We start from the raw sequence: 21,860 nt of genomic DNA on the forward strand, positions 1-21,860 counted from the left end.
TGGTGTTTCCGGGAGCTACTGCTGGGAAATCTTAACCATGTCCTCGCGTTCGACGACCTTGATGCGTTCGCGCGTGATCTCACCGGCGGCGGTCTGGATCGTGCCTGCAGCTTCCCCGAGAGCGCGCTCGTGGGCGTCCAGGGCGATCCAGCCTTCCCAGGTTGTGTAGGCGACCCCCCGTTCGTTCAACAGGTCGAGGATGGCCTGTTCATCGGGGTGGGCAGCGGCGGGGAGTTCCAACCGGTCTTCGAGCAGGTTCCCGATGGTCTCGAGGGCATCGCCCTTGGTGTGTCCGATGAGGCCCACGGGGCCGCGCTTGATCCATCCGGTGGCGTACAACCCCGGCACATGCTTGCCCTCGTCGTCGAGCACACGTCCGCCATCATTGGGGATGACACCGCGGCGTGGATCGAACCCGACCTCGGCGAGTTCGGAACCGAAGTAGCCGATGGCCCGGTAGACGGCCTGCACCGGGTAGTCCACCAGTTCGCCGGTGCCGCGCACATTCCCGGTCCCGTCGAGCTCCTGGCGTTCGAAACGGATCCCGTCCACGGCCCCGTCGGTGCCGGTGATTTCCACGGGGGTGTGCAGGAAGTGCAGGTGGAGACGACGCGAGGCGGGGGTGCGCTTTCCGGCCTCCTCCTGCTCCTCACGGTCCTCCTGCTCCACGAGCCAGTTGGTCAGGGTATTGACCATGGTCTTGGCCTGGTTGTTGGTCTTGATCGTCTCGTCCGAGGCCTCGTCGAATTCGAAGTCCTCCGGGTAGAGCACGATGTCCACGTCGCGGGAGTGGCTGAGCTCGCGCAATTCCAAGGGGGTGAACTTCACCTGGGCCGGGCCGCGACGGCCGAAGATGTGCACGTCCGTGACCGGCGAGGCGGCAAGACCGGCATGGACGTTGTCGGGGATTTCGGTGACCAGGAGGTCATCGGCGTGCTTGGAGAGCACCCGGGCGACGTCCAGGGCGACGTTGCCGTTGCCGATGACGGCGATTTCCTTCGCCTGAAGCGGCCATTCGCGCGGCACATCGGGGTGCCCGTCGTACCAGGAAACAAAGTCCGCAGCCCCGTAGGAACCGTCCAGGTCCATGCCCGGGATGGCGAGGTCGGCGTCCTTGATCGCGCCGGTGGCGAAGATGACCGCGTCATACATATCGCGGATGTCGCCCAGGGTGATGTCGCGGCCGTAGGTGATGTTTCCCAGGAAGCGGATGTCGCCACGGTCCAGGACCTTGTGCAGCGCCTTGACGATGCCCTTGATACGCGGGTGGTCCGGGGCCACGCCGTAGCGGATCAACCCATAGGGCGCCGGGTAGCCGTCGAACAGGTCGATGCTGACCTCGAACTCGCGCTCGGCCTTGGTCAGGATGTCCGCGGCATACACACCAGCTGGGCCGGCTCCGATGATGGCGACGCGCAGCGGTCGGTCTGCAGCTGGGTTGGACACTGGTAATCCTTTCGGCGGAACTCCACGGGGTGCGCCACCCGAACGGGAATTAACGCACAGCCACCTAGTCTAATTGCACGGCGAGCGCACGGCGCATTCCTGTGGGTGCGAACACACGAAAGGGGCGGATGGCCATGGTGGTCATCCGCCCCTTTAGCGGTCGCGCGGACCGCCGTCGACGTATCCCGCGATCAGGAGATCAGGACCAGATGCCGACGACCTTGCCGCTGGCATCGGTGGCGGTGACGGAGTTGTCGCCCAGGAGCCTGCGGGCATCGTGCACGAGCTGCAGCGTCTCGTCGGCGGCGTCCTTCCAATCCTTCTCCACGCTGGAGTAGGTATCGCCGGCGTTGTTGTCATCCCAGTTGTCCTTGACGAACTTCACCTGGGTTTCGCGATCCCCGATGATGCTCTCGATGCGGCCTGCAATACGGATGATGTCACCCTCGATACGCGAGGCGTGATCGCTGTCGAATCCAATGACGTCGTCGTTTTTTCCCATTTTCAAATCCTTCCGTGGGGCCCAGGAGGCCAGTCGTGGTGTGGTGCGCTATCGCGCGGTGGGGACTCGTCCGTGGCGAGGTCCCCGAAAAGCGCTACTGTGCGCCGAACTTGAAACCCGAGCCCTTGGCGCCCGCTGCGACACCCTCGGCCTTCTTGCCGCCCGATTCCATGGTGTCGTCCATGGTGATGTATTCCTTCGCCGACTGGGCCTGGCCCTGCGAAATACCGCTCAGCGCGGTGATCAGGTCGCCCTGGACCCGCTGCGCCTCCACCATGAAGTTCTGGTAGGAAACACCGCCGGCACCTGTGAAAGTCGTACGCAGATCCTCCACACCGTCGACCAGTTCCTCGACCAAACGCACCAGTTCGTCACCCGAACCGCTCGCCTGCTCCGCCGCGTCCCCAATGGCGTTAGTGTCCATCTTTCCCTTGAAGCCCATGTGCTCTTCCTTTCGTCGATGTGGGAACCGTATTTCCCGTATCCCCCGTGCTGATATCCAGCTAACGCCACTGCGCCAAACGCGGTCAAGCGTCCGGCATGGGGAGAACTCCCCATCCCCGGCCAGATCGAACACTTTTCATCCATCCACCTGACATGATGGACTCACAACAGCCATGCAGCCGACTGGGAGGACCACGTGGCGACAGAATTCGACAGCCAACTCATCGAGTCGGTCGCCGTCCGCCGAAACCGGGTCACGGACGCACTGCTCTATGGGGACAACCCCACCGAACGTCGTTGGAAGGCCACGACGAAGCAGTTCCTCTTCAGCCTCGTCGCCGCTGCCCTGATCACTGCGGTCTGCATCGGCGTCTCGTTCGTATCCAACCTGTTGGCCACCCAGGCCGAGCAAAAACGCCAACAGCAGGAGCAGCTGCAGAAGCGATCGATCCATGCCCTCGAGCTGCCCGACGGCTTCAGGGGGCTGCACCACGTCCCGAACTCCGGAAAGATGGGGATCTAGCCCACCATGGCCCAGCCCTACACACGCGTGACCCTCGTGGGTGACCGCCGCAATGCCGATCTCCTCCTTCCCGCCTCCGAGGCGGTGGGCACACTGATGCCGCAGATCCTCGACTTGCTCGGGGACACCCCCGGCGACGGAGTCTCCGCCAAGGTGTTGCTGACCGCTTCCGGCGAACCGATTGCGTCCCAGGATTCGCTGGCCCAGGCACAAGTGCACGACGGAGCCCGGCTCACCCTGGTCAGCAACAGCGAGGCGCCGCCGCCTGCGGTCGTCTATGACATCTCGGACACCGTGGTGGAGCAGACCCGCGAGGTAGGTGGCGCCTGGAGCCGGACCCATCTGGTCACTGCTTCGGGCATCTTCGCTGCGTTGGGCCTGTGGCTGTCCTTGGATCTGGTCCTCGGACGCTACCTGCCGGATGCCCGCTGGTGGATCCTGCTCGCTGTGGGTGCCGGGCTGCTGGCGCTAGGTGCTGCCGTCTCCGCCGGTTCGCGCCCAGTGGCTTCCGCCCTGATGGGCGCGGGCTGGGGTGCCGGGATGATCGGTCTGGCCCATTGGCCGGCCGATGCACCGCTGCGGCTGATGCTGGCTGCTGCAGGAACAGCCGTGTTCGTCGCCTGCCTGGCAACTGTCTTGCGCCATCCACGCGCCGTGCTGCTCGGTGCCGGCGTGCTCGCTGTCCTGACGGGCGTCTGGGCTGGCGCGGTGCCCCTGGCCCGGTGGGCTTCGGGCGTTGCCGACGCCGATCTGATCGTGGGGGCCGGCGCCATCGCCGCCATCTGTTCGATTCTGGCGCTGGGCATGCTGCCCTCGTTGGCCCTCTCGTTGTCCGGTTTGGCTGCCCTGGACGATCGGCGGGCCAATGGCTCCTCGATCTGGAGGCGCGATGCCCTGGCGGCCATTCGATCGGCACATTCCGGTTTGACGCTGGCCACGGTGGCGGCCGCTGCCTCCACGGCCGTCGGATTGTGGCTCGTCGCCTCCGACGACCGGAGCCCCAAATGGACGCTTCCCCTGCTGTTGGCGTTGGCCTTGGCAACCTTGCTGCGCTCACGCGCCTTTCCTCTGGCCATCGAAAGGTATGCACTGTATGCGGCGACCGCAGTCGGCGTTGCCGCTGGTGCCGGCGCTCTCACCCGATTGAACCCGGACACGGTCTGGATCGTGGGGCTGGCTATCTTCGTCATCGCCATCCTGACCGGACTCGGACTGGCCGTCGATTTGCCGGACCACGTTGAAGCGCGGATCCGCCAGATCTGCGAACGGCTCGAAATGGTGGCAATTCTCGCCACGCTCCCGCTGCTCGTCGGGTATTTCGGCGTGTACACCCAAATGCTGGCCACGTTCTAGCCCGGAGGACCTTTCATGAGCTCATCACACAACCAGGGCCCGGCCGTCGAGGGCCAGAACGTCGATCCATGGGGACACCCCGTCAACGATCCATGGGGAACACCCACGCCGTCCCGCCGCGACCGCCGCCAGTCTCCAAGCACCGGGTCCCGGCCCGGTGCCCCCCAGACCGTGGGCACTGTCCCCGACTCCCTTGGATCACCGCTGGAACACGACCGTCGTCGTCTCTCGCGCGTCAAGGCCACCGGCGGCTCGTTGCCGCGCACCCTTGCTGCACTTTTCGGGGGCCGCCACCCCGCAACGGTCGCCGGCACGCAGGCTGCCAGCGTCCAGATCCCAGTGATCACCGGTCGTCGCATCGCCGTCGTATCGACCCGCGGGGGCGCAGGTAAGAGCACGGTCGCGGCTCTCTTGGCGAGTGTCTATTCCGCGCTGCGGCCGGACAGCACCTGCGTCCTTGACGTGGATCCCGGGCATGGAAGCCTCTCACTCCGTCTTGGCCTGGAGCACGCGCCCGCCCTCGACTCCCTCGTTCCCGCTTTGACCGGCGGCGCGCAGCCGGGAGCCTCCCACCTGGCGGAGATGCTCGGCCAGGCTTCCGACGGCCTGTTCGCCACCGGCCCCCGGGCTACGGCACCCACGCGGTCCTCTGGCACCGAATTGCGTCAAGCCACGTCGACGGTCTCCCGCTATTTTCCCGTCACCCTTCTTGACTGCCCCACCGGCTTGGACTCCACGGAAACCCAGGCCGCACTGGCCGACTGCCACGGGGCCGTCTTCGTCGTCCCTGCGAACCTTTCAGGCATGGACAATGCCTTGGCGGCCCTGGCCAGGTGGCAGACGTGGTCGGCAGTTGCCGCCATCCCCCTGACAGTGTTGGTCATGCAACAGGACCGGTCATCGGCCTTGGATGCGCTGGACCAGGCGGGACGGTTGTCCAGACTCGGGTTCGATGCGCATGCCATCGGCTACGACCGCCATTTGGCAGCCGGGGCCGCGATCTCACTGCCCTTGCTGCTGCCCACCCATCGTGAGGCCGCTACCGCGTTGGCCGGGCGCATCCTCTCCCGCGCAAACGAGGTCCGGTAGTCGATGTCCCAGCGAATCATCCACCGCCCCGCGCGCACCTCGACTCCCCTGCGGGACTTCCGCCCCTTCCACCTCGATGGGCCTCCGCCCGTCGACGGCGAGGCTCCGGGCCTGAACCTGATGACGATCGTCCCGATGTTGGGCGGCGCCGTCTCCATGACGGCCATGATGATGTTCCGCAACTCGCCGTTCGCTGCCATCGGCGCCATGATGATGATCCTGACCGTGGTGATCGGCATCTTCATGATGTTCTCCAACCGGGGCAAGGCAGTCCGGACCCGGACCCTGGCCCGGGACAACTACATGCGCTATCTGGAGCGGTCCCGGGTGAAGATGCGTTCCGATGAGCTCGAGGCCCTGGCGGTGGCCCGCGAGAGTGCGCCGCCGCCCGAAGCCCTCTTCGACATCGTTCGCACGCCGATGCGCCTCTGGGAGCGCAGGCGTGGAAACCAGGATTTCCTCGACGTGCGGATGGGATACGGCGAGCGCCCCTGCCGGGATATTGCCGTTAGCGATTTCGCTGGCGCCACCCAGCAGACCGACGCCTTCATGGCTGCCGAAGCAGAAATCCTGAAACGCCGTTTCTCCACGAGCCCGGACATGCCTGTCACGATCCCTTTGGACTCCGTCGGCAATGTCAGCATCATCGGCGACCGGGAGTTTGTCCTGGCAGCCACACGAAACCTCATCGTTTCCGCCTGCGCGTTTCACTCCCCCGAGGATCTGGGCCTGGGCATCGGTACGCCTGAGCACTTCCGGGATGACTGGCAGTGGACGACGTGGCTGCCACATCTGGCAGACCAGTCCCAGACGTCGGGCGTTGAACTGACACGTCGGATTGCCCCCGATCTCACTTCCCTGACGGAAGCCATGAGCGCCGATCTGCAACGCCGTGCCAAGATCGCCGTCGAGGCCAAGAAAGTCGGATTGAACGCCACACAACCGCTGGCCCGGTTGGTGGTCGTCTCCGATTCCCACGGTTCCCAGTCGCAGGAACTGCCCCTATCCGACCGTTTCCTCTCCCCGGCAGACGTCGGGCTGACGATCCTTCATCTGGTCCACGACCGCAGCGAAGAACCCAGCGACGTCACGCTGCGCATCACCCAAACCGCCGACGGTTTCCAGGTCCAGGATTACCGTTCTGATGCCGTGCATCCGGTGGTATCGACCGGGACGCTGGATCCGCTGTCTGTCGCAACCGCCGATGCCCTGGCCCACGAGTTGGCCCCTCTGCGGCTCTCCTCGGACTCCCTGGAGCACGGTGGCTCCGGCGAAGGCGCCCAGAGTTTCCTGGGCATGCTCGGCCTCTCCCCGGAGCTCAGCCGTGCCGACATCGAGCGAACGTGGAAACCACGCGGTGATGCCGAATTCCTGCGCATCCCCCTGGGGCCCGACGATTCCGGCCGCCCGACGGTCCTGGACCTGAAGGAATCCGCCCAGTTCGGCATGGGCCCTCATGGGCTGTGCGTGGGGGCCACCGGCTCTGGCAAGTCGGAAATGCTGCGCTCGCTCGTCTTCGGCCTGCTCGCCACCCACTCCCCCGACATGCTGGCCATGGTCCTGGTCGACTTCAAGGGCGGTGCCACGTTTGCCCCCTTCGAAGGTGCCCCCCAGGTCACCGGCATCATCACCAACCTCTCCGACGACCTCTCACTGGTCGAACGCGTCTATGCCAGCCTCAATGGCGAGATCCTGCGCCGCCAGGAAGTCCTCAAGGCGGCCGGAAACATCGCGAACATCACCGACTACCAAGTGCACCGCAACGAGCGTCTGGCCCGAGGCGAGGACATGGCACCGCTACCGCACCTCGTGGTGATCATCGACGAGTTCGGCGAGCTGCTCACAGCCCGACCCGACTTCATCGACCTGTTCCTGTCGATCGGACGCATCGGTCGGTCCATTGGTGTCCATCTGCTGTTGAGCAGCCAACGTGTCGAATCGGGCAAGCTCAAGGGCCTGGAAACCTACCTGTCCTACCGGCTCGGTCTGCGCACGCTCTCGGAGTCCGAATCCCGCACGGTGTTGGACACCCCGGATGCGTTCCACCTGCCCCCGGTTCCCGGCTATGGGTACCTCAAGGTCGACACCACCGTGTACACGCGGTTCAAGGCCGGCTACGTCTCGGGCCCGCTGGAAGACGTCCAGGAGGACGACCCCGACGACCAGCCCAGCCTGGATATTCCCGACGTCCTTCCGATCCCCCGCTATGCCGGGGAATCCACCGTCGGGAACGACGGCGCGACGGCGGTTGGCCCGAAGGATGAGGCGGCGAAACGCACCACCGGACCCACGGTGATGTCCACGCTCATGGACACCCTGCGTTCCTTCCCCCGCTCGGTCCAGGAGATCTGGTTGCCGCCGTTGCCGGCGGCCATCTCCCTTGACGCAGCCACCGGCGGAGTCCACCCATCCGAGCACGGACTCGCCCTGGGCGCCGGGGGCAAGCTGCGCGTGCCCATCGGTTTACTCGATGATCCGGCCAAGCAATGGCAGGGCCTCTGGGAGATCGATTTCACGGCAGGCGGCGGAAACCTCATGATCACGGGCGGTCCGCAATCGGGCAAGAGCACCCTCCTGCGCACGGTGGTCGCCTCGATGGCCTTGACGCATTCCCCGAAGGAGGTCGGCGTCTACTGCATCGACCTACTCGGTTCGGCCTTGCTGCCGCTCAATGGCCTGCCGCATGTGGGCGGGACGGCCATCCGGACCAACCGCGAGGTCGTCCGGCGCACCGTGGAAGAGCTCATGGGCATGCTCCTGGTCCGCGAGAGGGCGTTCGAGAACCACCAGATCGATTCCCAGGCCACCATGCGGCGCATGCACGCCCAAGGCCAGCTGCCGGAGCTGCCCAGCGCCGACATCTTCCTGGTCATCGACGGCTATGGGCAGATCGCCGACGATTTCGAGGAAATCCGCGAAAGCGTCAACGCACTGATCATGCGTGGCGGCGGCTACGGAATGCACGTCGTGACCACGCTGAACCGCAACGCCGAGCTGCGGATGGCCCAGCAGGGCTTCTTCGGAAACAAGATCGAGACGGCGCTGGCGGAACCCTCGGATTCGCAGATTGACCGGAAGATCGCCCCCGGGGTCAACCCGGAGGCACCTGGCCGGGCGCTGTCGGACCGCAAGCTCATCGGCCATGTGGCCCTTCCACGGATCGATGGCATCGACGACGCCGAGGACATGTCCGATGGCCTCCGCGATCTGGTCACGCAGGTCGCCGAACACACCCATGAAACTGCCATGAAGGTCCGTGTCCTGCCGGGCGCCGTCGGCTGGGAGAAGGCACCTCAGACACGCAGCCCCGGTCATGTCCCGCTGGGCCTGCGCGAAACAGATCTGGGCGATCATGTGCTGGACCTGCAATCGAAGGACCGCCACCTGATCGTCCTGGGCGATGAGGAGTGCGGAAAGTCGAACATCCTGCGCAACGTCATTGCCACCCTGGTCTCCCAGCACACCCCGGACGAGCTGCTCTTCGGCGTGTACGACCCGCGCAAGGGACTCGACGATGTCGTGCCCGACGATTACCTCGGGGGGTACGCCGGGAGTGCGATCGTGGGCGAACAGCTCTCAGGCGCCCTGGCTGCCGAATTGCAACTCCGAACCACGGGCGGCGACGAGGAACACCGCCCCAGCAAGGCCAAGCTCGTCGTCATCGCCGACGATTACGACGTGCTGACGGCTAGCGGGTCATCGCCGCTCGGCCGCCTCACCAATTACCTGCCGATGGCCGACGAGCTGGACCTGCACGTGATCCTCACGCGCAAAGTCCGCAGCGCCAGCCGCGGCATGTACGAGTCATTTTTCTCCACCTTGCGCGACGCCGGTACCGCGGCGTTGATCATGAGTGGGGACCGCTCCGAGGGCGGGCTCATCAACAACATCCGGGCCAGGCCCCTCCCACCGGGCCGTGGCCAGCTGGTGCAAACCGGGCGCCCACTCCAGACGGTCCAGACGTATCTGAACCCCGAGACGGAATAGGCGGGGCCAGCGCCCGGTTGGCATGGGTATGCCCCGTGATACCGAGACCGTCCCCGCCAAGACTCAAGCTGCTTCCGGGGCGACGATGCCGAGTCGTGCCGGGCTGACCCAAGGGCTCGGTGCCTACGTCCTCTGGGGCGTCCTGCCGTTGTACTTCATGACGATCTCGGTCGCCTCGGCGACCGAGATCGTGGCCAACCGCATCGTGTTCAGCCTGGTCTTTTGCATCATCCTCATCGCCGTCACCCGGTCGTGGGGCGAACTCCGCACCCTGGTCCGAGACCACGCCGCGATGAGACGTCTGGCGGTCGCCGCAGTTCTGATCACCGTGAACTGGGTGACATACGCCTACGCGGTGCTGCACGGCCACACGGTGGAGGCTTCCCTGGGCTACTTCATCAACCCGCTGGTATCGGCGGCGTTGGGTGTGGTGTTCCTGAAGGAGAAGCTGTCGCGGCTCCAGTGGACCGCTTTGGGGTTCGGACTGGCCGCCGTTGCGGTGCTGACCTTCGCCTACGGCTCGATCCCGGTGATCGCCTTGACGCTGGCCTTCTCGTTCGGGCTTTACGGCTTCGTGAAGAACCGGGTCGGACGCACTGCGACCGCCGCAACGAGCCTCACCGTCGAAACGGCGTTCCTGACGCTGCCGGCGTTGGCCTACATGGCATGGCTGATGTTCCACGGCCAGGCCACGGTTCTCACGCACGGTGCCGGTCACTTCTGGCTCATGGCCGCGAGCGGCGTCGTCACCGCAGTTCCCCTGCTGCTCTTTGCCGGTGCCGCACGTCGACTGCCGTTGAGCACAGTCGGCACCTTGCAATTCCTGACCCCGGTGATGCAGTTCATCATCGCGGTGGCGATCTTCCACGAGGACATGCCGGTCGAGCGGCTGGCCGGATTCGCCCTGGTCTGGGTTGCCATCGTCCTGCTGGCCATCGACATGCTCCGGCGCCCGCGCGTCCGGGCCGCTGTCCCTGCAGGAAAGGCCACGACAACTGCCGAAACCGCGGCCTCCGAGCCGACGACCTCCTAGCCCTTGGGCCCGGAAACGCCTGCGGCGGTGCGTTGGCCCCCGGGGGACCGACGCACCGCCGCAGGCGTTGTGCCAATCAGGCGTTCTTGCGGATGGCTTCCTCGAGGACGTCAAAGGCATCGGCCAACAGCTCATCGGAGATGACCAGCGGCGGCAGCAGACGCACGACATTGCCGTAGGTTCCGCAGGTCAGGATGATCACGCCGTTGGCCAAGCAGTCAGCGGCGATCTTCTTCGTCAGGTCCGCATCCGGCTCCTTGCCTCCCGCCTTGACGAACTCGATGGCCAGCATGGCCCCGCGTCCACGCAGGTCGCCGATGGCCGGCAGCTCCTGCTGCAGCGGCCGCATGCGCGCGTAGAACTTCTCCTCGATGGCCCGTGCTCGGGAGTTCAGATCCGCTTCGGCCATGTAGTCCACTGCGGCCAGGGCTGCGGCGACGGCTACAGGGTTGCCTCCATACGTCCCGCCCAGTCCGCCGGGGTGGACTGCGTCGAGAAGTTCTGCACGCCCGATGATGCCGGAGAGTGGCAGTCCCCCGGCGATGCCCTTGGCGAGGGTGATGATGTCCGGCACGACGCCTTCGTGGTTCACCGCGAACCAGTCACCGGTGCGGCAGAATCCCGACTGGACCTCGTCGGCGATGAAGACGATGCCCTGTTCCTTCGCCCATTCGGCGATGCGCGGCAGGAAGCCGTCGGCGGGGACGATGAACCCGCCTTCACCCTGGATGGGCTCGATGATGATCGCGGCGATCTGGTCGCCGCCGATCTGCTTCTCCATGGAAAGGATCGCGCGCTCGGCGGCTTCCTTGCCGGAGATGTTGGGGTTCTCTTCCCGGAACGGGTAGCTCATCGGCATCCGGTAGATCTCCGAAGCCAGTGGACCGAATCCGCGCTTGTACGGCGCGGCCTTGGCGGTCAAGCCCATCGTGAGGTTGGTGCGACCGTGGTAGGCATGGTCGAAGGCGACGACAGCCGAGCGCCCGGTCGCCACGCGAGCCACCTTGACGGCGTTTTCCACGGCCTCGGCCCCGGAATTGAAGAAGACACTCTTCTTGGCATGCTCGCCGGGGGTGAGCTCTGCCAGTTTTTCGGCCAGCTCCACGTAGCCCTCGTACGGGGTGACCATGAAGCAGGTGTGGTTGAAGCGTGAGGTCTGCTCGGCAACGGCGGCGGCGACCTTCGCGTTCGAGGCACCCACCGTGGTCACGGCGATTCCGGAGCCGAGATCAGTGAAGGTGTTTCCGTCTACGTCGAGGATGACACCGCCATCGGCATCGGCCGCAAAGACGGGAACCGACGAGGCAACGCCGGCAGCGACAGCGGCGGAGCGGCGTTCGGCCAGGGCCTGGGAGACGGGGCCGGGGAATGCCCCGGTGATGTTGCGCTTCTGTTCGAGCCGGTACTGGATCTCCACGACGGCTTCCTTCCTATCGGTGTCCTGACGCCGCTCGTTGGGGCGCCATGCGTCGACACCGAGCCTACGGTTCCACGCCCCGCCCACGCTAGGGTGCTTGGCACAGGGCAATTCGCTGGACGTTATGCATCCGCACAGCACAGTGGCGGTCCCACCCGAGGGAGGGGACCGCCACTCATTTGCAGGGAAATCCGAGGTCAGGAGTCCTGGGGGACGAATTCCTCCAGGTCATCTTCCGGCTCCTCGGGATGGCGTGACAGGTTGACCAAGGCCAGACCCAGCCCTCCCCACACGGTCAGGATGGCGATGATCATCATGGTGATCGCTACGGGTGTCATCGGATGGCCCCTTCTTCTGCATCTTCATCGGCCTTGACGGCGTCGTACTCGGGGTCGTGATTGGCCTTGGATTTCCGGCTCCAGGGAATGAACGTGAGGATGATGGCCACCACGACCAACGCCCCGGCCATCCCCCAGCCGAAGACACCGAGGAACCACACGGGGTAGCCCTCGTACGGCGTCTGGATCTTGGTGATGAATTCATTGATCAGCATGTACCCCAAAGCCAGCGGGGCCACCACGGCAACCAGGATCATCCAGACGCTCTTCATCTTGATGCTGGCGAACCGGTTCAGGTGGCGCGAGAGCAGCGGCAGCTTGCGCAGGAACCATGCCACGACGACGACTGCCACCAGGGCTCCAAGCATGATGCCGAAGCTGTTCACAAAGGCGTCGAAGGTGTCCAGCAGATACAGCCCGGTGGTGGTCGGGAACAGGACGATGGAGATCAGTCCCACGGGGACCACGACGGCCAGCGCCGACTTCACCCGGGGCCACCCCATCTTGTCCTGGATCGCAGCGACGATGACCTCGAGGATGGAAATCAACGAGGTGATGCCGGCGAAGACCAGCGACCCGAAGAACAGGACCCCGAGCAATGCGCCGACCGGCGCCTGGGACACGATGGTCGGGAAGGCCACGAACGCCAGGCCGATGCCTGCATCGACTACCTCGTTGATGTCTCCGCCGGAGGCCTGGGCCATGAAGCCCAGGGCGGCAAAAACGCCGATGCCGGCGAGGATCTCGAAGGCCGAGTTCGCGAACCCGACGACCATGCCGGCGCCGGTGAGGTCGGTCTTGCGCTTGAGGTAGGAGGAGTAGGTGATCATGATGCCGAACGCCACGGACAGCGAGAAGAAGATGTGGCCATAGGCAGCCGCCCAGACGCCCGGGTCGCCCAGGGCTTCCCAGTTCGGGGTGAAGAAGGCATTCAGCCCGTCAGCTGCGCCCGGCAGGAACAGCGAGGCGACCACCAGCAGGATGAACATGACGATAAGCAGCGGCAGGAACACGGCGTTGGCGCGGGAAATGCCCTTGTTAACCCCGGCGATCATGATGCCGATGACGACGATCCAAGTCACCAGCAGGGGCCAGAAGACGCTGGGAACGTAGTCGAAGCCGAGCGTCGGGACCTTGGCCACTTGCAGGAAGTCCTTTTGGAAGAACGTTCCTGCGTCATCCCCCCAGGCCTTGCTGATCGAGAAGAACGTGTACATGGCGGCCCAGGCAATGATCACCGCGTAGTAGATGGCGATGATGAAGCAAACCAGGACCTGCCACCAGCCCAGGGGCTCGGCGGCACGGTGCATGCGGCGGTAGGCCAGCGGGGCCGAGCCGCGGAACTTGTGGCCAATGGAGTAGTCAAGGAACAGCAGCGGAATACCGGCGGTCAACAACGCGCACAGGTACGGGATCAAGAAGGCGCCGCCGCCGTTCTCGTAGGCGACGTAGGGGAAACGCCAGATGTTCCCCAGGCCCACAGCGGAGCCAATCGCCGACAGAATGAATAGTTTTCGGGTCGAGAAAGTTTCTCGTTTTAGAGTCGAGGCTGTCGCGGCCCCGCCATTCGGTGGAGTGGTCATGCCCTATACCGTAGACGGCTGTTGAACACGTCACAAAGACTGCTCACGGTGCGTTCGTCACTTCATCCAATTTTGACGACGCTCATGGGGCCGATGCACAGTTGCCGGGTAGAATGCCTTCCATGGCGATGACGCTCTCCGGCCTGCTGGCCACTACCTCCCTGCGGCTCACCGCGCTGACCCACCCCGATGACACCGGCGACGCCCCCATCTCCTGGGCAGCGGTGACCGAGCTGGCCGATCCCACACCGTTCCTGGCCGGCGGCGAAGTGCTGCTGACCACTGGGGTGCGGCAAAAGACAGTGGCCGCCCAAACCGGCTTCGTCGATCATGCCATCCGTGCGGGGGTGCTGGCCTTGGGCTACGGCACCGGCCTGACGCATGCCAAGGTGCCTGCCGCCGTCGTCCGCCGAGCCGGCGAAGTCGGCCTTCCCCTGTTCGAGGTTCCCTACGAGACACCCTTCGTGGCCATCACCCGGATCGTGGCAGAAGCGTTGGCGGCCGACAATGTCGCCCGGATGGAGCGCCTGCTCAAGGGCCACCAGCGGCTCGCTTCTGCCCTGCTCGGTGGCGGGGGGCTGCACGGGCTGTTGCGCGAACTCGGCGCCCAATTGCAGCGTCCGGTCTCCCTGAGCCAGTACGGGGCCAGGATCCATGGACCGGCACCGGCCGCCGAGGGCTGGCTGACGGTGCCCATCCCGACCGGGCTCCAGGACCGCTGCACCCTATTTGTCGAGGGCACTGACACCGGCGGCGGACTGGTCGAATATGCGCAGTCGCTGATCAGCGTCGAACTGGCCAACCGTGCCCGGTTGCGTGAATCGCGGCGGACGGTCAGCGGCCAGGTCCTGACTGACCTGACCCGGGGGGTCATCGAGGGACAGGACGCGGCGTTGCGCCTGCAGTCCGTCGGGATTTCCCCCAACGCAGCGCATACGATCCTGCTCGTGGACCCCGTGGGTCCCACGTCGAGATCCATCCCGACCTTGCCGCTGCCGCCCGGCCGGGAGAAATGTGTCTCGGCCATGGTCGAGGACCGGCTCGCCGTCGTCCTGGACGCCGGGGACGGAGAGTCGGCCGCAGCGGAATTCGCCGCCTACCTCTCGGGCGCAGGGGTACCTGCCCGGGTCTCGTATGGGGGCTCCTACGCCCAGGTCACGGGATTGCGGTGGAGCTACTTCGAGGCCGTGGAGGCCTTGCGCCACGGCGGGCTGGTCAACCACCCCTCGAGGATTTCGCTGACGTCGTTGTTGTTGGCTGCCCACGACGTGCCACTCCAGGCCCTGGCAGCCGAGGCCCTGGAACCGCTGGCTGACTTCGATGCGGCCCACGGCGCCGAACTCATGGTGACCCTGCGCCGGTTCCTGGAACTCAACGGCAGCATGGGCACGGTGGCCGAGGATCTGGGCCTGCACCGGAACACTGTCCGCTACCGCCTGCAGCAGATCGCCGATTTGAGCGGATTCGACCCCTCGAACACCCCGGATCGCGTCCAATTATGGCTGGCGCTCTCGGCGCGCGACGTTTACTGACCCGGGGACCGATAGTATTTAGGCATGTCTGAAATGTTCGTGGAGAAGTTCCGTTCCCTGGTCCCCAAATACCTCGATGACCAGTGGGTATCCGAGGACGGGTTGACCCCCCAAGAGCTCCGCGAACAGCTGGAAGATGCCGGGGTCGACATCCCCCAGGTCCTCGGCGAGTTCTACCTGGCCATCGGCGCCTGCGATGACCTCATGGAGGCGTACTACTTCTTCTTCGACCCCGACGAACTCGAAGTCGAGGACGGCTACCTGCTGTTCATGGAAGACGAGGACGAGCAGTACGTCTGGGGCTTCCGCGCTGACCAGTTGAACATCCCCGACCCCATCGTCCACCGACGTCACAACGACAGCGGAAAATGGGAGAGCGAAGAGGGGACCTTCAGCGAATACGTGCTCGACATGTTCGAGTGGGTCTTCGAGGAGCTGGAACCTGAACTGGAGGACTAACGCGGATGCCGGCTCCTGCCCACCCCTCGCATGAGCCGCCGGGATACGAGTGCCCCTTTTGCGAGCTCCTGTCTGGCGGGCCGCTGTCCCCCGGCAACCTCTGCTCACCCACCGATCTGGTCCACCGCGAACAGCTCGTGGCGGTCATCATGGCCTGTGACGGCTTCGGCAACTACGGCGGCCATGCCATGGTGATCCCGACGGCCCATCTGGAGTCGCTCTACGACCTGGACGACGAAGTGGCCGCGGAGATCATGATCATGACCCGCAAAGTTGCGCTGGCCATGAAGCTGGCCTGGGACCCGGAGGGCACCTCGACCCGCCAGCACAACGAGCCGGCCGGGAACCAACACGTCTGGCACTACCACCAGCATGTTTTCCCGCGCTATGCCGACGACGACCTCTACCGTCAGCTACGGCACCGGGTCCCCGTCGAGGTGCGGGCGCGAAAGGCCCGCGACTTGGCCCAGGCGTTGGAACGCCTGGGCTGACCAGGAGTTGCCCTGCTAGTTTTCGCGGGTGACGACGGCGTGGGCGAATGCCGCCAGGGACGCCTTGACCGGGCCTTCGGGCAGCGGCTCCAGTGCTTCGATGGCGTCGGCTGACCATTGGCGGGCCACTTCCCACGACGTGTGGGTGACCGGGTGGGCGGCCAGCGCCGCCACGGTGCGGGCCAGGTCCTCATCGGAGGACAGGTCCCCGTCCACCAGCGCCAGCACCTCGGTGGCCGAGGCGTCTCCTGCCGCCGAGGCCTCGCGCAGCAGCAGGACAGGAAGGGTCGGGACGCCTTCACGCAGATCGGTTCCCGGGGTCTTGCCCGAGTTGACCTTGGCTCCGGTGACGTCGATGACGTCGTCGGCCAGCTGGAACGCCACGCCTACCTTTTCACCGTAGTCGCGCATGACCTCGACGTGTTCGGGCGATCCGCCGAACAGTGCGCCGAAGACACCCGAGGTCGAAATCAGCGAGGCGGTCTTGTCGGCGATCACGTCCAGGTAGTGCGCGACGGGGTCTTCACCGTCCCGGGGTCCAACGGTTTCGTGCAATTGCCCGAGGCAGAGGCGCTCGAAGGTCCTGGCCTGCAGCTGGACGGCCTGGGCTCCGAGCTCCGAGCCCAGGACCGATGCGCGCGCGAAAATCAGGTCCCCGGTGAGGATCGCCGTGGAGTTTCCCCAGACTTCGTGTGCCGTGGGCGCTCCGCGGCGGTAGGGCGCCGAATCCATGACGTCGTCATGGTACAGCGTGGCCAGGTGGGTCAGCTCGACGATGGCAGCAGCCTTGATGACCTCTGGCGTGACGCCATCGGCCAGCAGGGCGGTGAGGATGACCAGCAGCGGGCGGACCCGCTTGCCACCGGCTTCGACGAGGTGCCGGCTGGTGGCATCGATGAGCGGATCGGAATTCGCCACGGCTGCGCGCAGGACCTTCTCGACCTTGGCCATCCCCTGGGAAATCGCCGGCCCGAAGTCGGGGTCCTCGGCGACGGCCCGGAAGCCGGGAGGCAGGTTGATGCCGGCGGCGAGTGCCGAGGTTTCCGCGAACAGGTCAACGGAGTCCGGCACGCCGTGGCCGGCGGTCGTCCAGTTGGTCGGGGAATCATTCACGGTTCTGGGACCTGCTTGTCATCGGTGTGGATTGATTCTCGGGTCGCGCCCGGGGTGGCCGGCGGTTCTCCGTGGGTGGTGCCAGGCGTTCGAGCACATGGATCACTCTATCCTCAAACCCCTTTCCGCCGTCGTCGGTGAGGTTGGCGAGCATCCGCACGACGAAGCGCATGAGGACGGGGGTGCTCATGCCGGTCCGCAGGGCGAGCTTCATCACCTGGGGGTTGCCGATCAGCCGGGCAAAGACGCGCCCCAGCGTGAAGTGGCTGCCCCAGGCCTGGCGGACCACGTCCGGGTAGGAGGCCAGCAGCGCTTCCCGGGATCCCGGCGTCGTGCCGTGCAGGCCGGAGCGGGCGTCGAGGATGATCTCGGCGGCCATGCGCGCCGACTCCATGGCGTAGCTGATGCCCTCGCCGTTGAAGGGCGAGACCATGCCGCCGGAGTCGCCCAGCAGCAGGAGCCCCGGGGTGTAGTGCGGGGTCCGGTTGAAGCCCATGGGCAAGGCGGCTCCGCGGATGGGGCCGACCTGGTTCTCCGCGGTGAACCCCCATTCACCGGGCATCGCGGCGGTCCAGTCGCGCAGGACCTGGCGGTAGTCGAGCTTGCCGAACTCGCGGGTGGAATTCAGGATGCCCAGGCCGACGTTGGAGGTGCCATCGCCGACGCCGAAAACCCAGCCGTAACCGGGCAGGGGGCGGCCCGCCTTGTCGGGGAGCTCCAGCCAGCCTTCCATCCAGTCGTCCTCGTGCCGCGGGGAGGTGAAATAGGTCCGGTAGGCCACGCCCAGCGGGCGGTCATCGCGCTTGTGCAACCCGGCGCTGACTGCGGTGCGCGTCGAGTTCCCGTCGGCGGCGAGGACGATGTCGGCACGGAATTCGCGGGTCTCCCCGGTCTTGCGCCCGCGTTCGTCCAGGATGTTCGCGACGGCGCCGACCACCCGGCCGGTGGTGTCGCGGATGACATCGGTGACCGCATGGCGTTCCAGCAGCCGGGCGCCGTCCGCCTGGGCGTGACGGGCCAGGGCCTCGTCGAAGCCGTGCCGGGTGCGGATCAGCCCGTAGTCCGGGAAATCGCCGAGTTCGGGCCACGGGATCTCCATCGACCGGCCGCCGGCGACCAACCGCAGACCCTGGTTCCTGCGCCAGATGCCGGTGTCGGCATGGTCCACGCCCAGACGCGCCAGTTCACGGACGGCGCGCGGGGTCAGGGCATCGCCGCAGACCTTCTCCCGGGGGAAAGCGGTCTTTTCCAGAACGGTGACTTCCACCCCGGCGCGGGCCAGGTAGCTGGCGGCGGTCGAACCGGCAGGACCGGCCCCAACGATCAGTACAGACACGTGGTTCCTTGTCGGATGCGGTTAGAGCGTGGGCCGGGAGGCACGGTGGCGCAGGTACTCGGAGGCCTTGGCCTGCCGTTCTGCGGCCGTGGCGGAATCGGCGTCGAGCGGCTTGGTGGCGCGGTGGACAGCGACGATGCCACCCGAGAGGTTGCGGTACCTGCACGATTCCCAGCCGGCGTCGGCGATCCAGGCGGCCAGCCCGTCCTGGTCCGGCCAGGCCCGGATGGACTCGGCCAGGTAGACGTAGGCCGCCGGGTTGGAGGCGACCTTGCGGGCGATGGGCGGCAGCGCGCGCATCAGGTATTCGGTGTAGACAGTGCGCCAAGGGGCGAACGTGGGGTGGGAGAACTCGCAGACCACCAGGGTGCCTCCGGGTTTGGTCACCCGCAGCATCTCGGCGAGCCCCTTCCGGGGGTCACCCACGTTGCGCAGCCCGAAGCTGATGGTGGTGGCATCGAAACTCTCGTCCGCGAAGGGCAGGTTCGTGGCGTCCCCGGCAACGAAGTCGATGTCGGGGCGACGGCGCTTGCCCACGCGCAGCATGCCCAGCGAGAAGTCGCAGGCCACGACCTCGATGCCGGCATCGGCGTAGGGCTCCGATGACGTGCCGGTACCGGCCGCCAAATCGAGCACCCGCTGCCCGGGTTCTACCCCCATCGCGTCGACCACGACCTTGCGCCACAGGCGCGTCTGGCCCATCGAGAGGATGTCGTTGACCAGGTCGTACCGGGGCGCGACGTCGTCAAACATGGCTTGGACTTCTTCGGGACGCTTTTCCAGCGATGCACGGCTCACCTACCCAGTGTCTCAAAGTTCGACGCGAGGGCGAAAAGGCCCGCCGTGGCCGCGGGTAGGCTGGTGCCATCATGAACATTGACTTTCCCGGCTCCACCGTGCCGAAAAGCGGCACGCCGACGGCGGTGGACTCCCCCCTCCCCACCCTGCGGAGCATCACCTTCCGCCGGGCCGCAGTGCAGGACAACGGCTTCCAGGACCTGCTGGTCCGGGACGACGCCCTCGTATGGGGCCGTCGCGGCGAGGGCCTGGTGGGGTTCGGCGAAGTGGCACGGTTCACCGCCACCGGAACCGATCGATTCGCCACCCTGCGCCGCTGGTGGTCCGACGTCTCCGCCGCAGCCTCCGTGCAGGACGCCGTTGACCTCCCGGGCACCGGCCCCATCGCCTTCTCCGCGATAGCGTTCTCCGCCACCAGCGCCTACGCCTCGCGCCTGGTCGTCCCCCGTCTGGTGGTCGGCCGCAACGGTGACACCGGGTGGATCACCCTGACCACCGCCGATCCGGAGGCCGAGCTCAGCGCGGCGGTCGCCGAGCAGCTGCTGGCCGACCTCCTCGAGGATCGTTCCCCCGAGCGCGACCTGGTCCCGGGTGAGGACCGGCTGGTTCCCGGGCAGGTCTCCGAAACGCAGTATGAGGAATCGGTCCGCGCCGGAGTCCGGGCCATCGGCTCCGGCGACCTGACCAAGCTCGTCCTCGCCCGTGACGCCGTGGCCGAGCTGGGCGCGGACATCGCCGTGTCCCAGGTCCTGCGCGAACTGGCGCTGCGCTATGCGGACTGCTGGACCTATTCCGTCGACGGGCTCATCGGCTCCACCCCCGAAATGCTCGTCAAGGTCACCGGCGACACGGCCCGCGCGCGCGTCCTGGCCGGGACCCTGGATCGCGCCACGGCGCCTGCCGGGGACGAGGACTACGCCGCACGGATGCTCTCGGGCAGCGAAAAGCAACGCCACGAACACCGCCTGGCCATCGATTCACTCACCGCAGAGCTGGGTCCGCTGGTCAGCGGGATGGTCGCCCCGGAGGAACCGTTCGTCCTGGAACTGCCCAATGTCTGGCATCTGGCCTCCGATGTCGAGGCACAACTGCGGGTGCACGACGACGGCACGTCGCCTTCCGCACTCGACCTCGCCGAGGTCCTCCACCCCACGGCGGCGGTCTGCGGCACCCCCACCACGGTGGCCGATGCACTCATCCTCCAGCTTGAGGGCATGGACCGCGGCCCCTACGCAGGCCCCGTCGGATGGGTCGATACGACGGGCAACGGGGAATTCGGCATCGCCCTGCGGGGCGGGGTCGTCGAATCCCCGACCCGGGTCCGCCTGTATGCGGGGTGCGGGATCGTGGCCGCTTCCGATCCGGCCGCCGAATTGGCCGAGTCCTGGGCCAAGATGCGCCCCATGCGCGAGGCCCTCAACTTGTAAAGTTTTTGTCACTCAAACCACTTGTTTACTTGCAAAACACCCCTGTAGCCTGTGATGAACATCTCATCCCGGGATATTCCGGTCTAGAATGTCAATTCCGGCGCGGTTGTCCGCCGGATCACTCGAGAAGGAAATACAGATGCGGATTCACTCCACCTTTACCAAGGCCCTGGCAGTTTCTGCCGTCGCCTTGCTGTCCCTGACGGCCTGTGGCGGCTCTGACAGCGGAGCGGCCAGCTCAGGTTCCGCCGGCGGCAAGGACCTGGGACTCGTCCAAGCCGGAACGCTCACGGTCTGCTCGGACATCCCGTACAAGCCCTTCGAATACGAAGAAGCCGGCAAGTACACCGGCTTCGACATGGACCTGGTCGGCGCCATGGCCGATTCCATGGGCCTGAAGCTCGAGGTCAAGGACGTGGGCTTTGATGGCCTGCAGTCCGGTGTGGTGCTGGCCTCCGGCCAGTGCGACATGGGGGCCAGTGCCATGACCATCACCGATGACCGCAAGAAGCACCTGGGCTTCACCGACGGCTACTACGACTCGGAGCAGTCGCTCTTGGTGCCGAAGGGCTCGGACATCAAGTCGATCGACGACCTCGCCGGCAAGACCGTCGGAGTGCAGCAGGGCACCACGGGCAAGAAGTACGCCACGGAACACGTCCCCTCCGACACCAAGATCCAGGACTACCCCTCGGATGCCGAGCTCTTCCCGGCCTTGCAGTCCAAGGGCGTGGACGCCGTATTGCAGGACCTTCCGGTCAACTTGGAGCACACCCAGGATGGAAAGTTCGAGATCGTCGCGAAGTACAAGACCGACGAGCAGTACGGCTTCGCGGTCAAGAAGGAGGGCACCGAGGCGCTTCTGAAGGAACTCGACGCCAAGCTCGCCGAGCTCAAGGACAACGGCAAGTACCAGGAAATCTACGACAAGTACTTCTCCACGAAGTAGTCCAGACGGGTTCGCCCCGGGGTTGATCCCCGGGGCGAAC

19 protein-coding genes are annotated in these 21,860 nt (G+C 65.9%); 10 read left to right on the forward strand and 9 right to left on the reverse strand.

What is annotated here, in order from left to right; genetic code table 11:
- Window positions 1-15: 15 nt before the first annotated feature.
- From ABD088_RS03600 to ABD088_RS03610, 3 genes are all read right to left on the reverse strand, one after another.
- Window positions 16-1,446, reverse strand: coding sequence for an FAD-dependent oxidoreductase (locus ABD088_RS03600; protein ID WP_343900125.1), 1,431 nt, complete (start codon window positions 1,444-1,446; stop codon window positions 16-18).
- Between the two features lie 199 nt (window positions 1,447-1,645).
- Window positions 1,646-1,948, reverse strand: a complete 303-nt coding sequence (locus ABD088_RS03605; protein ID WP_343900126.1) for a hypothetical protein — start codon at window positions 1,946-1,948, stop codon at window positions 1,646-1,648.
- A gap of 94 nt (window positions 1,949-2,042) precedes the next feature.
- Complete coding sequence (locus ABD088_RS03610; RefSeq protein ID WP_343900127.1) at window positions 2,043-2,390, reverse strand: WXG100 family type VII secretion target; 348 nt, start codon at window positions 2,388-2,390, stop codon at window positions 2,043-2,045.
- 198 nt (window positions 2,391-2,588) lie between these two features.
- On the opposite strand from ABD088_RS03610, the gene ABD088_RS03615 reads away from it, so the two are divergent.
- From ABD088_RS03615 to rarD, 5 genes are read left to right on the forward strand one after another with little or no spacing between them, the layout of a single operon-like run.
- Window positions 2,589-2,915 (forward strand): hypothetical protein, encoded by a 327-nt coding sequence (locus tag ABD088_RS03615; protein ID WP_343900128.1) that lies wholly within the window; start codon window positions 2,589-2,591, stop codon window positions 2,913-2,915.
- Between the two features lie 6 nt (window positions 2,916-2,921).
- Window positions 2,922-4,268, forward strand: a complete 1,347-nt coding sequence (gene eccD, locus ABD088_RS03620; protein WP_343900129.1) for a type VII secretion integral membrane protein EccD — start codon at window positions 2,922-2,924, stop codon at window positions 4,266-4,268.
- A gap of 15 nt (window positions 4,269-4,283) precedes the next feature.
- Window positions 4,284-5,357, forward strand: coding sequence for a nucleotide-binding protein (locus tag ABD088_RS03625; protein ID WP_343900130.1), 1,074 nt, complete (start codon window positions 4,284-4,286; stop codon window positions 5,355-5,357).
- 3 nt (window positions 5,358-5,360) lie between these two features.
- Complete coding sequence (gene eccCa, locus ABD088_RS03630) at window positions 5,361-9,344, forward strand: type VII secretion protein EccCa (protein WP_343900131.1); 3,984 nt, start codon at window positions 5,361-5,363, stop codon at window positions 9,342-9,344.
- Window positions 9,345-9,372: 28 nt separating this feature from the next.
- Entirely contained in the window at window positions 9,373-10,377 is a 1,005-nt protein-coding gene (rarD, locus tag ABD088_RS03635; RefSeq protein WP_343900132.1) for an EamA family transporter RarD, read from the forward strand.
- Between the two features lie 76 nt (window positions 10,378-10,453).
- On the opposite strand, the gene gabT is transcribed toward rarD, so the two are convergent.
- The 3 genes from gabT to ABD088_RS03650 all read right to left on the reverse strand — a co-directional run bounded on the left by gabT (window position 10,454) and on the right by ABD088_RS03650 (window position 13,715).
- Window positions 10,454-11,794, reverse strand: coding sequence for a 4-aminobutyrate--2-oxoglutarate transaminase (gabT, locus tag ABD088_RS03640; RefSeq protein ID WP_343900134.1), 1,341 nt, complete (start codon window positions 11,792-11,794; stop codon window positions 10,454-10,456).
- 197 nt (window positions 11,795-11,991) lie between these two features.
- Window positions 11,992-12,132, reverse strand: coding sequence for a methionine/alanine import family NSS transporter small subunit (locus ABD088_RS03645; RefSeq protein WP_343900135.1), 141 nt, complete (start codon window positions 12,130-12,132; stop codon window positions 11,992-11,994).
- Window positions 12,129-13,715 (reverse strand): sodium-dependent transporter, encoded by a 1,587-nt coding sequence (locus tag ABD088_RS03650; RefSeq protein ID WP_343900136.1) that lies wholly within the window; start codon window positions 13,713-13,715, stop codon window positions 12,129-12,131. Before ABD088_RS03650 ends, ABD088_RS03645 begins: the two co-directional genes overlap by 4 nt.
- Window positions 13,716-13,837: 122 nt before the next feature.
- Here ABD088_RS03650 and ABD088_RS03655 point away from each other — a divergent pair, with 122 nt between their 5' ends.
- The 3 genes from ABD088_RS03655 to ABD088_RS03665 are packed head-to-tail and all read left to right on the forward strand — an operon-like array spanning window position 13,838 to window position 16,197.
- The gene (locus ABD088_RS03655) at window positions 13,838-15,247 is read left to right on the forward strand and encodes a PucR family transcriptional regulator (protein ID WP_343900137.1); all 1,410 of its coding nucleotides are present in this window, start codon (window positions 13,838-13,840) and stop codon (window positions 15,245-15,247) included.
- A 24-nt stretch (window positions 15,248-15,271) separates the two neighbouring features.
- Window positions 15,272-15,706 carry a hypothetical protein gene (locus ABD088_RS03660; protein ID WP_343900139.1) on the forward strand — a complete coding sequence of 145 codons (435 nt, stop codon included), beginning with the start codon at window positions 15,272-15,274 and terminating at the stop codon, window positions 15,704-15,706.
- 5 nt (window positions 15,707-15,711) lie between these two features.
- Window positions 15,712-16,197 carry an HIT family protein gene (locus ABD088_RS03665; RefSeq protein WP_343900141.1) on the forward strand — a complete coding sequence of 162 codons (486 nt, stop codon included), beginning with the start codon at window positions 15,712-15,714 and terminating at the stop codon, window positions 16,195-16,197.
- 15 nt (window positions 16,198-16,212) lie between these two features.
- On the opposite strand, the gene ABD088_RS03670 is transcribed toward ABD088_RS03665, so the two are convergent.
- Genes ABD088_RS03670 through ABD088_RS03680 form a run of 3 tightly spaced genes read right to left on the reverse strand, consistent with a single transcriptional unit; the run spans window position 16,213 to window position 19,444 of the window.
- The gene (locus ABD088_RS03670) at window positions 16,213-17,310 is read right to left on the reverse strand and encodes a polyprenyl synthetase family protein (protein ID WP_343900143.1); all 1,098 of its coding nucleotides are present in this window, start codon (window positions 17,308-17,310) and stop codon (window positions 16,213-16,215) included.
- Window positions 17,303-18,646 (reverse strand): geranylgeranyl reductase family protein, encoded by a 1,344-nt coding sequence (locus ABD088_RS03675; protein WP_343900145.1) that lies wholly within the window; start codon window positions 18,644-18,646, stop codon window positions 17,303-17,305. The genes ABD088_RS03670 and ABD088_RS03675 overlap by 8 nt, the downstream gene beginning before the upstream one ends.
- Window positions 18,647-18,667: 21 nt before the next feature.
- Complete coding sequence (locus ABD088_RS03680; RefSeq protein WP_343900147.1) at window positions 18,668-19,444, reverse strand: demethylmenaquinone methyltransferase; 777 nt, start codon at window positions 19,442-19,444, stop codon at window positions 18,668-18,670.
- Between the two features lie 71 nt (window positions 19,445-19,515).
- Here ABD088_RS03680 and ABD088_RS03685 point away from each other — a divergent pair, with 71 nt between their 5' ends.
- Complete coding sequence (locus tag ABD088_RS03685; RefSeq protein ID WP_343900148.1) at window positions 19,516-20,871, forward strand: isochorismate synthase; 1,356 nt, start codon at window positions 19,516-19,518, stop codon at window positions 20,869-20,871.
- A 139-nt stretch (window positions 20,872-21,010) separates the two neighbouring features.
- Window positions 21,011-21,820, forward strand: a complete 810-nt coding sequence (locus ABD088_RS03690) for a basic amino acid ABC transporter substrate-binding protein (protein ID WP_343900150.1) — start codon at window positions 21,011-21,013, stop codon at window positions 21,818-21,820.
- The last annotated feature ends 40 nt before the right edge of the window (window positions 21,821-21,860 follow it).

The organism is Arthrobacter rhombi (assembly GCF_039526245.1).
Lineage (GTDB): Bacteria > Actinomycetota > Actinomycetes > Actinomycetales > Micrococcaceae > Arthrobacter_H > Arthrobacter_H rhombi.

What these genes read in the sequence shown, in the direction of transcription:
- ABD088_RS03605 (WP_343900126.1), bottom strand. Translation starts at nt 1,948, where the DNA reads ATGGGAAAAAACGACGACGTCATTGGATTCGACAGCGATCACGCCTCG.
- eccCa (WP_343900131.1), top strand. Translation starts at nt 5,361, where the DNA reads ATGTCCCAGCGAATCATCCACCGCCCCGCGCGCACCTCGACTCCCCTG.
- ABD088_RS03685 (WP_343900148.1), top strand. Translation starts at nt 19,516, where the DNA reads ATGAACATTGACTTTCCCGGCTCCACCGTGCCGAAAAGCGGCACGCCG.
- ABD088_RS03655 (WP_343900137.1), top strand. Translation starts at nt 13,838, where the DNA reads ATGGCGATGACGCTCTCCGGCCTGCTGGCCACTACCTCCCTGCGGCTC.
- ABD088_RS03690 (WP_343900150.1), top strand. Translation starts at nt 21,011, where the DNA reads ATGCGGATTCACTCCACCTTTACCAAGGCCCTGGCAGTTTCTGCCGTC.
- ABD088_RS03660 (WP_343900139.1), top strand. Translation starts at nt 15,272, where the DNA reads ATGTCTGAAATGTTCGTGGAGAAGTTCCGTTCCCTGGTCCCCAAATAC.
- rarD (WP_343900132.1), top strand. Translation starts at nt 9,373, where the DNA reads ATGCCCCGTGATACCGAGACCGTCCCCGCCAAGACTCAAGCTGCTTCC.
- ABD088_RS03650 (WP_343900136.1), bottom strand. Translation starts at nt 13,715, where the DNA reads ATGACCACTCCACCGAATGGCGGGGCCGCGACAGCCTCGACTCTAAAA.
- ABD088_RS03645 (WP_343900135.1), bottom strand. Translation starts at nt 12,132, where the DNA reads ATGACACCCGTAGCGATCACCATGATGATCATCGCCATCCTGACCGTG.
- eccD (WP_343900129.1), top strand. Translation starts at nt 2,922, where the DNA reads ATGGCCCAGCCCTACACACGCGTGACCCTCGTGGGTGACCGCCGCAAT.
- ABD088_RS03610 (WP_343900127.1), bottom strand. Translation starts at nt 2,390, where the DNA reads ATGGGCTTCAAGGGAAAGATGGACACTAACGCCATTGGGGACGCGGCG.
- ABD088_RS03665 (WP_343900141.1), top strand. Translation starts at nt 15,712, where the DNA reads ATGCCGGCTCCTGCCCACCCCTCGCATGAGCCGCCGGGATACGAGTGC.
- ABD088_RS03625 (WP_343900130.1), top strand. Translation starts at nt 4,284, where the DNA reads ATGAGCTCATCACACAACCAGGGCCCGGCCGTCGAGGGCCAGAACGTC.